The organism is Wolbachia endosymbiont of Dactylopius coccus, from assembly GCF_977011065.1.
The window spans coordinates 1029651-1043666 of the sequence record NZ_OZ347065.1 but is presented as its reverse complement, the minus strand read 5'-3'; the positions used below and the strand labels follow the sequence as shown (position 1 = coordinate 1043666).

The 14016-nt window shown below is 35.3% G+C and carries 7 protein-coding genes, 1 tRNA gene and 3 pseudogenes; 8 read left to right on the top strand and 3 right to left on the bottom strand.

Translation table 11 applies throughout. From position 1 onward, the window contains the following. Nucleotides 1–12: 12 nt before the first annotated feature. The 6 genes and pseudogenes from ACWHVF_RS05555 to plsY all read left to right on the top strand — a co-directional run. Nucleotides 13–656: pseudogene (locus tag ACWHVF_RS05555) on the top strand (alanine:cation symporter family protein); the annotation flags it as partial. Between the two features lie 83 nt (nt 657–739). Further along, nucleotides 740–1743: pseudogene (locus tag ACWHVF_RS05550) on the top strand (IS630 family transposase). 9 nt (nt 1744–1752) lie between these two features. Then, nucleotides 1753–2454: pseudogene (locus ACWHVF_RS05545) on the top strand (alanine:cation symporter family protein); the annotation flags it as partial. Nucleotide 2455: 1 nt separating this feature from the next. Beyond that, nucleotides 2456–3922 carry an alanine/glycine:cation symporter family protein gene (locus ACWHVF_RS05540; RefSeq protein WP_064125236.1) on the top strand — a complete coding sequence of 489 codons (1467 nt, stop codon included), beginning with the start codon at nt 2456–2458 and terminating at the stop codon, nt 3920–3922. A 10-nt stretch (nt 3923–3932) separates the two neighbouring features. Continuing rightward, entirely contained in the window at nt 3933–4202 is a 270-nt protein-coding gene (locus tag ACWHVF_RS05535; RefSeq protein WP_064125237.1) for a hypothetical protein, read from the top strand. Then, the gene (plsY, locus tag ACWHVF_RS05530) at nt 4202–4780 is read left to right on the top strand and encodes a glycerol-3-phosphate 1-O-acyltransferase PlsY (RefSeq protein WP_064125242.1); all 579 of its coding nucleotides are present in this window, start codon (nt 4202–4204) and stop codon (nt 4778–4780) included. Before ACWHVF_RS05535 ends, plsY begins: the two co-directional genes overlap by 1 nt. On the opposite strand, the gene ACWHVF_RS05525 is transcribed toward plsY, so the two are convergent. The 3 genes from ACWHVF_RS05525 to ACWHVF_RS05515 all read right to left on the bottom strand — a co-directional run bounded on the left by ACWHVF_RS05525 (nt 4771) and on the right by ACWHVF_RS05515 (nt 7696). Further along, nucleotides 4771–6648 (bottom strand): hypothetical protein, encoded by a 1878-nt coding sequence (locus ACWHVF_RS05525; protein WP_064125238.1) that lies wholly within the window; start codon nt 6646–6648, stop codon nt 4771–4773. The two genes, plsY and ACWHVF_RS05525, sit on opposite strands and share 10 nt — an antisense overlap. Before the next feature lie 52 nt (nt 6649–6700). Further along, the gene (locus ACWHVF_RS05520) at nt 6701–7510 is read right to left on the bottom strand and encodes a cation diffusion facilitator family transporter (protein WP_447933240.1); all 810 of its coding nucleotides are present in this window, start codon (nt 7508–7510) and stop codon (nt 6701–6703) included. Nucleotides 7511–7623: 113 nt separating this feature from the next. Continuing rightward, nucleotides 7624–7696 (bottom strand) — tRNA-Val (locus tag ACWHVF_RS05515). A 243-nt stretch (nt 7697–7939) separates the two neighbouring features. On the opposite strand from ACWHVF_RS05515, the gene ACWHVF_RS05510 reads away from it, so the two are divergent. Further along, the gene (locus tag ACWHVF_RS05510) at nt 7940–11269 is read left to right on the top strand and encodes a peptidase M2 (protein ID WP_447933239.1); all 3330 of its coding nucleotides are present in this window, start codon (nt 7940–7942) and stop codon (nt 11267–11269) included. Nucleotides 11270–11515: 246 nt separating this feature from the next. Then, complete coding sequence (locus tag ACWHVF_RS05505) at nt 11516–13759, top strand: hypothetical protein (protein WP_447933238.1); 2244 nt, start codon at nt 11516–11518, stop codon at nt 13757–13759. Nucleotides 13760–14016 lie beyond the last annotated feature (257 nt).

The following is a 14016-nucleotide window of genomic DNA, read 5'->3' as shown; positions in this document are numbered from 1 at the left end:
ATAGAAAACTGCATGATTTTGAAGATAAGTGAACTATTAAATTCATTTCTGTATATAAAGATATTCAACATTCCATTTATAATTATTTGGGTAATTGCAACTGGAATCTTTTGTACTGCCCAGTTCAAATTCATTAACTTTAGGTTACTTAAATATGGAATACAGACACTATTCAATCTAAAGTGTAATAACAGCAACAATGGCATAATCACTCATATTCAAGCGTTTGCAACAGTAATTTCAGGAACAGTTGGTCTTGGAACAATATCAGGAGTTGCAATAGCTATCACAATAGGGGGCCAAGTGCAGTTTTTTGGATGGTAATTACCGGAATACTTGGTATGTCGATAAAGTTTGCCGAGGTGGTGCTTGCATTCACTTATCGCTCTGAAAATACAACTGGTGGTGCTTTTTATTACATGGAATACGGGCTTGCAAAGATTGGATTTGCAAAAACTGGTAGATTTCTTGCCTTCACTTATGCGATTATGCTACTTATTGCAATGATTTTGGGCGGTATACCATTTCAAGCAAATCAAATAGCAGCACTATCAAATAACCTCCTAGAATACAACGCATCCATTATTATATCCCTGCTTGTCTTTATTGTAATATTGGGAGGAATAAAGCGCATTGCTTTCGTTTCAACGAGCTTATACCAATTCCCATTACACGGCAAACAGATGGACAACAATGGAAGAAAAGCCATAATGAAGTAAGTAAAATAGTTGAGGTATAAATGGCACTAAGATCAAAATTATTGGATGAAGAAGTAGTAAAATCAGCAAAAAAAATGCTGAAGAAAGTAAGGAACAATGCATATGTTGCAAAAAAACTAAATGCTGTAATTGCAGCAAAAAAGCATAGTATAACGGCTGTAGCAAAAATATATTGCATTTCAAGAAGCGCACTAACTTCGTGGATAAAACTCTTGAAATTAGGCAGAGAAGAAAAATTGTTTGCTCCTCCACAACGGCGTAGAAAAACTAAATTAAATCAGGCTCAACTACAGCAAGTTGAAGCATGGGTAGGAGAAAATCCTAATATTACCATTAAAGAAATGAGAATAAGAATCCAGGAAAAGTTCGGCTTAAATATTAGCAAATCTACAGTACACCGCTATATGCAAAAGATGAAATTCTCTTATATTACACCAAGACCAGTACACAATGTACAAGATAAAAGAAAACAAGAGGAATTCAAAAAAAAATCTCAACGAAGTTATTGGCAAGTATCCTGAAAAAGAGCTGTTTTTCTTCGATGAATCGCGGTTTGGCACACATTCAAAAGTTGGACACGGGTGGTTTAAAAAAGGCACTAGGACTCGGGTTAAAATAAAATTAGGTAGGCATAATTTTTATCTTTACAGTGCAGTTAACCCTGAAAATGGAGAAAGTTCCAGTTTGCTTGCACCAAACGTTAATACTGATTGCATGAATGTATTTCTTGAGCAAATGTCGCAATATCTGGGGACACGAAAGGCTTTTCTCGTTATGGACTGTGCTAGTTGGCATAAGTCAAAAAATTTAAAGGTACCTAAAAATATTGAGATTATATACCTACCTCCATATTCACCTGACTGTCGAGAGGCTTTGGTTGTATGTAAAACAGAACATTTTGCGCAATAAAATATACGATACTATTGCTTTGCTTGAGAGTGCTTTGTGTAAATTTATTACTTCTCTTACCTACTCCACAATTAAACAACTCTGCTATGTATCCTATTTGACTGCACAACAATGAGAATTGGTATTAGCACCAATTATGATAGTGCTATATGTGGGTATGTGTATATATTTAATTTATGTAAACGGAAGTAATTTGCTGAATGCTCTATCCATAATATTCCAAGACATCTTCAATAAATCAGCTATAGGAAGCGGAGTATTGAGCGGATTAATAGCCGGAGTGAGAAGATCAGTGTTTGCTAACGAAGCAGGTACCGGAACAGCAGCTATAGCACATTCAGCTGTAAAAGAAGAAGATCCAATTAAAGTTGGGTGCGTTGCAATGATTGCACCACTGATAGACACAATATTAATCTCATTTTTGACTGGTATCGTGATAATTATCACTGGTATGCACAGCACTGATAACGTGGGTGATATTACACTAATTAGTTCGGTATTTTCAACAGCTTTGCCCTTGTTCAGCAAGTTAGTTTTTCCGCTAATGATGTTTTCCTTTGCATTTTCCACAATAATAGCTTATTGTTACTACTGTGAAGTTGCTCTGCTGTATTTATTTGGTAGTAAAAAAATACTGATACCGTTCCAAATTCTTATAGTGGTTTCAGTGTATATCAGTTGTATGTCAAAAAATATAGAATTTATATCTTATCTAGGTGACAGTTTGTTTATGTGCCTTATGATTCCAAATGCTGTTGCAATATATCTACTAAGAAGGGAAGTTTTGAATACAATAGATTCTTATTACAATTCTAAAGGGTATTAACATGATTTATAGATTGCTTTGTATGGTGTTATTTTGCCTATTGTTTAATGATGTGTACGCTGCTTCAGGTTTTTACGAAAGTTATGATGCTGTGTTGAATGGAATAAATAATTTCATGAATGAAGTACTGTTTTTCAAGATCCTTTACGTGCCATTTATAATCCTTCTACTAGTTTTTGGTTATGTGTTTCTAACATTACGTTTTGGATTTCTCAACATAAGAATGTTTAAGCATGCATTTGCTATTTTATGTGGAAAATATGACACGAATCACCATGATGGTCATATTACGCATTTTCAGGCATTTATGACTGCACTTTCAAGCACAGTAGGCCTTGGAACTGTTGCTGGAGTCGCAATTGCAGTTTCAATGGGAGGGCCAGGAGCGGTGCCTTGGATGATGATTACAGGTTTTTTTGGTATGTCAGCAAAATTTGCTGAGGTAACGTTGGCGTTTAGACATAGAACAGAAGATCAGGACCAATTGTTTAGTGGTCCCTTTCAGTATATAAGGAATGGTCTGGAGGAATTTGGATTTAAAAAACTTGGTATTGTGCTGGCTGCCATGTATGCAGTATTCTTTGTATTATCAGGTCTTGGTGGAAGTGTAGCGTTTCAAACCAACCAAATGGTTTCCATATTATCTGGCTATTCAAGTTGGGTAGATGGTCATTCTTGGTTTCTTTCTTCCATAATTTCTGCGCTGCTTGCTCTAGTGATTATTGGCGGAATTAAAAGGATAGCAAGAGTATCTTCTGCACTAGTGCCTATTATGTCACTTATATATATCTTTAGTTGTATTATTATTATTGCATTTAATATTCATAACCTTGGTTATACGTTGAAAATATTATTTTCCACTATGATAGATTTCAATGCTGTTGGCGGAGGGATGGTAGGAGCATTTGTTGCTGGAATTCAAAGGGCAATCTTTGCCAGCGAAGCGGGTGTCGGCTCTGCTGCAATTACTCATGCAACAACTAAAGATGAAGAACCAGTAAGAACTGGACTAGTCGCTATGATAGAACCATGCTTTGACACAATGTTAATTTGCTGTTTAACAGGAATAACAATAGTAATAACAGGTGCATACCAGACTAGTGTTGGTGAAGGGATATTAATTACTCAAAAGGCATTTGAGACAGTTTCTCCATGGTTTCCTATACTTTTAACCATAGCTGCACCTTTGTTTGCATTTTCTTCGGTAATTTCATTTGTATATTGTTGTGAAATGGGGTGGCTATATTTATTCGGTGCAAAAAGTATAGTGATATACCGCATAGCAGTAATAATTGTAGCGTTTTTTTCTGGTCTTTCTAAAGATATAATGGCTATTGCCAATATCGGTGGAACTTTGTTCTCTTGTTTAGCTCTCATCAACATGACAGCGCTTATACTGTTTAGTAATCAGATTAACGATGAAGTTCAGTGCTACCTAAAAAGGCTGAGGAATAATAAAATTAATTAAATTTTGGCATATGAAGGTACAACAACAGATGTCATTCCAGTACCACCTTCTTGTTACCTCAGAACTCTCTCTTGTCATCCCAAAACTCTTTCTTGTCATCCCAAAATTCCCTCTTGTCATCCGAGTAACTGACACTGGGATCTATTTTGCATATAGTTCCACCATAGTGCTATGTTTTAATGTAAAATTTTATATTTATCTACTAGATTCGTTTGCGAACAAAGTTCGCTGGATCCCAGTGTCACGCACTGGGATGACAAGAGAGAGGATGCTAGAATGATGGAGAGGTACGTAATCCTTACACTATCCTACATATTAGGTTCAATACCGTTTAGCTTAATCATTACAAGAATAAAAGGGATAAACTTAAGAGAAGTAGGTTCAGGAAACATTGGTGCTACAAACGTTGCAAGGACGGGAAATAAATTTCTTGCTGCTTTGGCATTATTTCTGGATTCCTTTAAGGGGTTTATTGCCGTTTATATAGCACAACAATTTTGTGATAATAACGATTTTTATATATATGTATCTGCAATTTTAGCAGTTTTAGGACACATGTTTCCTATTTGGCTAAAATTCAGTGGAGGAAAGGGCGTTGCAACCACTCTAGGGATACTGATAGCATTTAACATCGATATTACTTTAGTATTCGTAATAATTTGGATAATAGTCTTTCTTGCCTTTAGATACTCTTCCCTTGCTTCACTCAGTGCTACTTCAACGGCTGTAGCATGGTCCTTTTTTTTTCAGAGGAATTTGTTCTTAACATTACTAATTATAGGAGCACTGGTCTTCCTAAAACACCACAGAAATATTGTGAATCTTCTGCAAGGTAAAGAGTATAAATTTTATAGATAATGTACTGCCAAATTATTGACACTTAAAATACGAGACAAATTGCTTGATGGTATGATTTTGTCTTCTTTGTTTAAGTTTATAATTTTTGCTTTTGTTATACTCTCTACTTCTTGAGGTGTTAAAAGACCATCTTCAATGAATTCCTTTTTTGTTTCTCTTATTTTTTTATAAAGTTGAGTAACGTGATCTTTATTTCCTTCATATACACTTTCAATTTCTAACTCTAGCTTATGTGAAGCTCCTTCTTTTAACATTTCATCCATTGCTGCTTTTGTTACTTCTAACCTTTCTTGCAAAATTTTCTTTATTTTTTCCTTATCATTTTCGTTATTTCGACTGAGTTCTGAATATACTCTATAGAGTTTTTTTTCTTGTGGTAGAAACCTTAATCCATCTAACATCCTAACCACTTGACCCTCAATAGTCCCCTCAGCTTTTAATTTAAATTCCTTCACTTCTTCCACTATTATCTTATTAGCTATTCTCTTAGCTCCATCCAAAGATGAATCCTTGAGAGAAAAATCTGTCTCGAGTAGATCTCGATTTAATAGCTCTAAGAATACTTTTTTTCCGATGTTTTCGAGTAAACTTTCTTGGTCACCTAAACCATGCTCCTGCAGTTTATTTCTCATGTGCTGAACCAGCTCACAACATTGTAATTTATTTAACTTTATAGAGCTAATATTTTTCATTAACGTTAGCACAATTTGTTCACTATATTGAGAAGTAATACTCAATAATTTTCTCATTAAAGGAATACTTACTTCTGAGATGAAATCATCAACTATTTTTTGATTTTCATTATCACCAGGGTTATCTTGAGCCTTATACCAAGCGTTAAAGATTTCTTTGTTATTTTTCTTATTCTTTAACCTGTCTAACATAAACTTACGTGCTTCATTTTCTGCCTCTGAAATTGATATTTGCTGTGGAGTAGTAAATCTAATTTCTGGGTCAGGATGAATTCCCTCTAGCGTGCTTAACATTCTGTAGACAATACCGGTAAAACAAGTGTTAGGAATTCGCTCTTTTCTAGAGAAAGTTTGACTATCAAGCAAATTTGTAATTAACGCGTCTTTTTTATCTTTTACAGCTTCTCTCTTTCCATCATTGCAGGCTCTCAGAACTAGAAGTAAAATCTGTCCACCTGTAAAGCCGGAACTATGCTTTTGATCATCTTTGCAAAAGTCATTTAAAAATGCAATTACTCTTCCTTTATCTTCACCACTAAGCTCATATGAATTGTTTATATATCCAATGAATTGAATATATTCATCATTTTTGATTACGTCTTCAGGTACTTGTTCGCCATACTTATCTTTTAATTTATCAACATTTTCAATGATATCATCATTTAATTGATGGGGCAGTAAATGTTCGAGCTTAATATCAAAGCTATTGACTAGCCCACGTAAGTTCTCTTTCATGCCTTCCCGAAAGAAATTCATGGAAGCTTTAAGCAGTGTAAATGGGTTAAAATCTTTTGGTCTCAGTTCACTCTGCAATAAAACCAATAGCATTGTAAGTGGTATAGTTCCCAGTAACGAAATTAGTAAGAAAGTGGAGGTGAAAGTGAGATATGTTATGAAAGCAGAAAACAAGAGGAAGGCTGCTACCTTGATTGCATTGTTCTTAAAAAATATTTTCCAATATTCCCTTTTGCTCATTTTTTGCTGTTTTGCCGTTTTTATTTCTTTGTAGATATAAAGAGTTTTAATTTCAGACCTAAAGAATATAGTACCAAGAGAAAAAAGAACACTAACGGGATTAGTGATAATGCTTAAAGAAACAAAAGTTGCAAAATAACTAACAAACTTTAGCCTGCTAGATCCCTTTGAAGGAAATTGTAATTGAGAAATACCTATCATAGCCTACCTTCAACATCATTACACTCTAGTAATAGCATAATAATTTAAAACGTCAATGTTTAAGTATTTTATTATCCGCACACTCATCGTATTCAATCTCGACTGTAGAGTGTGCTATCTCGAACTTATCTAGTAATATTTTTTTTATTTCATATAAAACATTGGTGTGCTGCACATTTTGCTTTATTTTAGCATGCATGGTAATTATAAAATAATTATCAGACAGCGACCATGTATGTATGTGGTGCACATCTATCACTTCAGGTAGCTTAGATACAATTTTACTTTTTATTTCTTCAGTTGATATGCCTTCAGGTGTACCTTCAAGAAGTATATGGCAAGAATTCTTTAGAATTTTGTAGCCACTATTTAAAATTATTACACTAACAAGTACTGACAGAATAGGATCTACTATTTGCCATCCAGTAAGCATAATAATTATGGATGCAAGTATAGCAGCTACAGAACCTAAAATATCTCCTATAACGTGTAGTACAGCACTTTTTATGTTTATATTGCTCTCGCATTTACTATGTAATATAAAAAAGACTATAATATTAGAGATCAGGCCAAGTGTAGCAATTACTAACATTACTTTCCACTCAACATTGACTGGAAAAATAAACCTCTTTATTGATTCAATTATAATGATTATTGCGATGAAGAATAAAGTTAAACCATTAACAAATGCTGCAATTATCTGCAACCGATGGTATCCGTATGATCTCTGCAAATCGGATTTCTTAGCTGAAAACCTATGTGCTAACCAGCTTAAAACCAAGGCAAAGAGGTCAGTAAACATATGCCCTGCATCCGACAGTAGAGCAAGCGAGTGTGAAACTATTCCACCTACTATTTCCATAAACATTGTTATTGCAACTATTATTATGGAATAGATTAAGCGCTTGGACTGTGCTGCTGAGTGTTTGCCGTTATGCACTGCTGTCATATAAAATCTTTTCATGAACAAAAACGTGGGTAACACTGGGTTCGAACCAGCGACCGCTTGCACGTCAAGCAAGTGCTCTACCAACTGAGCTAATTACCCATCGTGGTTTTAGTATAGTGCTTTGGTGGAATGAAAGTCAATAAACCACTTTGCTTTTACCCTTGTCCAATGTGATTCCGGAATATAGCTGTATAGAACTTCAGCTATACCCTATATTTTTCACATAAAATTAACAACTTATATTTTTTTACTAAGATATAGATTATATCAATATGAAAATTCACACTTTTTTAGTAGAGATCACCTTATATTTGAAGAGTTAATAAATTAGAGGTTAGAATTATGACAATCAATCAACAAATAAATAAAAATATAACTAAAGAAGAATATTTCAACAATAAGCATGTTATAGAAATTAGTGATTTAAACATTAAAGTAGAGGTTTATTCTCATAATTTAAGAGCAAGTAAAGTTGCTAATATTGAAAGTGAGATAAGAGAAACAGCTACTAATTTTAAAGACGCATTCAAGTTAGAGCACGGCGACTCAGAACAAACATTTAAAATTTATATGTTTGATGACAAGGATGATTACACTCACCTTGGCGGAAGTGAGGGTTTCGGTTCTTACCTTGGAGATGAAGGTGGTAAATGTTACTACAAAGGGAAAGCTGACGTTTTTGCTGAAATGTACGTCTACCAGCAAGGTGGCGTTCATAACCTTCAGCATGAATTTGCACATGGTTTAACTTACTTGGCTACAGGAGGCGAATCTTTACCAACAGTATTAATGGAAGGAATTGCAGATTATTTTGAGCACCATTCAGATCATAAATTCAATTCTCAAGGATCAAGTATTGACAAGACCGAAGCTACAAATCTGGATTTAGATAAAATTTTAAGCTTAAAATATTCAGATGACAGCGAAGCAAATAGCCTAGTTTATAAAACAGGTCATGCGTTGGTGATGTACTTACAGGAAAAAGATCCTAGTTTATTAAGAGACTACCTAGATACTTTACGTCAAGGTGACTCACATAAGTCAGAAAGCTTCTTGGAAAGTATAAAAGGGCATAATGCTGACTTTAAAAGTTGGCTTACTGAGAATGATACAGAAACTGCAATGGAACACCTCAACGCTTTGCAAGTTACAAAAGGAGATTTTATAGCAACTGGTCAAGAAATAGTGGGTGGAGAAATTAAAAATGTATCCTACTATAAAGCAAATATAGAAAAAATAGATGGAGAAAACGTTGGAAGTTTTTCTCCTGTAGAACACGTTGCGTTTTATGATGTTGCTCGTGCTATGAATAGAGCAACAAATGATACACTTGATATATCAAAGGAATATCATTTCCTTAAGGTAGTAAAAACTTCCGATGGACAGGATAAACTAACTTACTCTGACCAACAAGGTAATGAATATCAAAACAGTCAAGAGTATAAAAATCAGGCTTTAAGGATATTATCAAAATATGATACAGAAATTAAGAATCAGGTAGATGAGTTTGATAATTTGAATAAAGAACGTGGTGAAATGTATCAAAAATATCATAAAGGAGAGATTACTATTGAAGAGTTACGTAATGAGGAAAATACAAAATACAGACCAGCATTTTTAAAGTTTGATCAACTAAAAAACAAAGCTGTTGATAAGATTGAAAATAATTCCCAAGCAGCAAAAATATTAGATGGGCTGGTCAATATCGATCCAAACTTAATCAGAGGTACTCATATTGATCTACAAGAAGGTAAGATTTTTTCTATGCAAGCTCATGGTCAAGGAAATATGGGTGCACTGTCTATATATGACGGAAATGCAAAGCTTGGAGAGTTATTGAGCGAATCAGGATTTTTTAAGCAAGTTGAAGGTCAAACTAAAGAAACTTTCATTTTTGAGGATATATTGCACAACTTAAATACCCAATATGATGGTGGTGCTTACATGGCAGTTACAAAAGAAAACGGTCATTATAAAGCTTCCCTAATAGATGGCAGAACAGTTGAACGTGATGAATACTTTGATGAGGCGCATTTACATGAAAATGAATTGTTGCATCCTAGCACTGGACACATCCAAAAAGATTTAGATTCTCTGCTCCTTAGAGGTACCAAAATTTTGAATCATCAGGATTCAGAGCATGCCCAATATTCTGATGAGCAAAAGGCAAATGGAGTAATCGTAGAAAAAGGAAAACTACTGGATAATAAGGGAACCGACAGGACAGACGACGATGTACACGAAGCGGTTGTAAAACAAGGAGGCGAAAATTTACATACATTCAAAAATATGGGCTTTTATATTACCGAAAAAGGTGATCTATTTATTCATGACCATGGAGCAAATGTAAGGTTTCAACTACCACAAAGTATTACTCATCTAAAATTAGTGGAAAAAGACGGAGCATATAAGCTTGTTCCGGTGACGAAAGATGGGAATGAACATCCAATAGGTATGCCAAATATATCAGATGAATATAGATACATAGATCCAATATTTGCACATGAATATGAAAAGAGAGATTATTCCCATAAACATGTAAATGTGGGCCTTATAAACTTAGAGAAATATGGCTCTGGCAAACTTTTTGCGATAAAGTACGACCCAAATGATTACCACATACAAAGAAACTCTAGCGGTGAAATAGTTAGAATAAAAGATCAAACATATTTCACTAAAGTAAAATTGTTTGATGGTGATGAAGAAATTGGAATGTTGTCTAATAACTTTCACAATTTTAAAGGAAAAATATTCTTTTCTGCTGACTACAACTACAGTTATAACGATTTCCTAGCATCTGTTTCTCCTCAAGTTGAAATTGAAGATATGGGAAATGGAAGTAAAAAAATAACTTTCGATCAAGGCAGTGGCGATATCGGTGATACTAATAGAGGCTACACGGACTATCAGAGAATATTTACAAAAGAGAAACAAACCGAAAGTCCAAAAGGGCAAGTAAGTGAAACTAAGACAGAAGTTCATAGTACTACTAATGTTGTTGCACAAGCTGCTGAAGAGAAAACTGCATCAAACGACAATAGTGAAATGCAGTCTGACCAGCCACAAATTCCAACAAGGGCAAAAAGGTCAGCTTCAATGGAGGAGAAAGAGCAAGAACAGGTAGTATTAAAAGACACAATTCTCAAAATAGAAAAGAGCTACGAGCAGGACTCAGAAGGGAAGCATAAGGCAAATGTAACCATAGATTATCATGACCTAAAAGCTTTGTACAATAGGGCAGAAGGGGAAGATAAAAACTCTGTGTTAAAGTTTTGGCAAAATTTGGCCGAATCAGAATATAAGATTGGTGCTTTGCCGGAAGACAAATACTATTTTGAAAAAGGCAAATTCGTAATCCACGATAGTGGCACAAAGAAGCTTATAGTGTTACCTGAAGATAAGGTGTCCATCAAGATAATGAAGGATGGTGATAGTTATAGTTTAGCTATATCAAGTGGTAATGGCAAAGTAATAAGCAGCATTAGTAAAATAGATAATCCAAATTACGAATTGCTGTCAGATTCAAGTCATTTCAACTCAGGAGAGCAAGATAATATTGTATTATCAGATCAACATCACGAATATAATCTTTATCTAGAGAATGGTTTTGTGAAAATGTTCGATTGCGCAAGCGACCACATTTATCACGACCACAACTCGGCCTACATTTAATACATACAAGGAGGGCACTGCCCTCTTTTTGTTATTCCAATGCCCAGACACTGGCATCCAGTTAAATTTGCAAGTATAAAAGTAATCAACGTTTCTTATGATGGAAAAATGGATTCCAGTGCCAAGCACTGGGATGACAGGAGAGGGGACTGGAATGACAAGAGAAGAATTCTGAAGCGAAAAGCCTAAAGGGAATTTTATGCAAAATCTAGCATTAACGAAAATTATACTATTTTCATGCACATTATGGTTTTTATAATTAACGGAGAGTGTGATATGGCGTTGAGTGATAAATTTGGTGAAGGTAATTTAACCACAGTACAAAATCTTATAGACGATGGTACGTTTATAGATAGTCTGACAACAAAGCTTACAACAGGCCAGAATCCAAAAATGTATACTAGAACAGCTGCTGATACTGCATTTGTTAAAACTACAGATCTTGCAACAAAAGTTGCAGAACAAGCTGTTGTGGATATTCTAGTTCCTGCTCTTGCAACAGTTGGTACTGATGATACTAAGAAGGTTTACACTAAAGGCACAGTAGATACTAGTTTTGTTAAAACTGACGGTTCCAATATTTCAACTCAAGTAGATAAAGGAAAAGCCTTAGTGGATGTTCTAGTTCCTGCCCTTGCAACAGTTGGTACTGATGATACTAAGAAGGTTTACACTAAAGGCACAGTAGATACTAGTTTTGTTAAAACTGACGGTTCCAATATTTCAACTCAAGTAGATAAAGGAAAAGCCTTAGTGGATGTTCTAGTTCCTGCCCTTGCAACAGTTGGTACTGATGATACTAAGAAGGTTTACACTAAAGGCACAGTAGATACTAGTTTTGTTAAAACTGACGGTTCCAATATTTCAACTCAAGTAGATAAAGGAAAAGCCTTAGTGGATGTTCTAGTTCCTGCTCTTGCAACAGTTGGTACTGATGATACTAAGAAGGTTTACACTAAAGGCACAGTAGATACTAGTTTTGTTAAAACTGACGGTTCCAATATTTCAACTCAAGTAGATAAAGGAAAAGCCTTAGTGGATGTTCTAGTTCCTGCCCTTGCAACAGTTGGTACTGATGATACTAAGAAGGTTTACACTAAAGGCACAGCGGATACTAGTTTTGTTAAAACTGACGGTTCCAATATTTCAACTCAAGTAGATAAAGGAAAAGCCTTAGTGGATGTTCTAGTTCCTGCTCTTGCAACAGTTGGTACTGATGATACTAAAAAGGTTTACACTAAAGGTACAGTAGATACTAGTTTTGTTAAAACTGACGGTTCTAATATTTCGACTCAAGCAGATCAAGGAAAAGCCTTAGTGGATGTTCTAGTTCCTGCTCTTGCAACAGTTGGTACTGATGATACTAAAAAGGTTTACACTAAAGGCACAGTAGATACTAGTTTTGTTAAAACTGACGGTTCTAATATTTCGACTCAAGCAGATCAAGGAAAAGCCTTAGTGGATGTTCTAGTTCCTGCTCTTGCAACAGTTGGTACTGATGATACTAAAAAGGTTTACACTAAAGGCACAGTAGATACTAGTTTTGTTAAAACTGACGGTTCCAATATTTCAACTCAAGTAGATAAAGGAAAAGCCTTAGTGGATGTTCTAGTTCCTGCCCTTGCAACAGTTGGTACTGATGATACTAAGAAGGTTTACACTAAAGGCACAGCGGATACTAGTTTTGTTAAAACTGATGGTTCCAATGCAACTGATCCTGGTGTGAATGCTATGCTAGGCAAACTTATAGATGCAAATAAAGTTCTTAAGGTTGATGGTTCCAATGCAACTGATCCTGGTGTGAATGCTATGCTAGGTAAACTTATAGATGCAAATAAAGTTCTTAAGGTTGATGGTTCCAATGCAACTGATCCTGGCGTGAATGCTATGTTAGGTAAACTCACAGACAAAGTTGTTAAAACTTCAGAACTCAAAACAAAAGCTGCAGCGAAAGATGTCGTGGATGCTATAACTGCTTCTTCTGATTTTACCGGTAAAGTATACACTAAACAAAATGTGAATGATGAGTTGGCAAAAAAAGCTGACACAGCCGCTCTAGCTAACAAAGCTGACAAGAATTACGTCGATACTGAGCTAGGAAAGAAAGCTAATACTGCAGATGTTTACACTAAAACTGCTGCTGATACTGCTTTTGCTAAAATCAATGCTTCCAACCTTACAGATGCAGCAAACCAAAAAGCTTTCGCGGAAGCTATACTTCCTGCAAAAGATGGCAACAAATCAATTCTAGTGGATAAATTAGAAGGATTTCTTGTTGAAAATGCTAAAGTGTATAGTAATAATACAAAGACAGCAAAGGAGTTATTAGTTCCATCAGATGCCGAAATAGCTGCTAAAGTAGTTAATGACCCAAATTTTACAGCTAATGTAACAGATGCAAGGATTAAAGAAGTTGTGAAAGAGACAGTGTCACAACCATCCTTTGACATTCCAGCAAGTGATGATGCTGCACTTAATTGGACTTGGTAATACAGCAAGTAGTCACGCTACTTGGATGACAGTGCGCCGTAGAAACACGGGAAGTGTTGAAGCTGTGCAATAGATGAGGGAGGGCCCCTCGGAGCCGGTTTGCAAGAGCAGGCTCCAAACAGCCATAAGCTGCTTTGGTAAAGAGCTAAGGTGGTGAGCGTTATGGAAAAGGCACAATTATGTGTCATGTGTGAAATAGAGAGACGAACGCAAGTGAACCACTGATGAAGTGTCGAAAGCGTAGAGACGACGTCAAA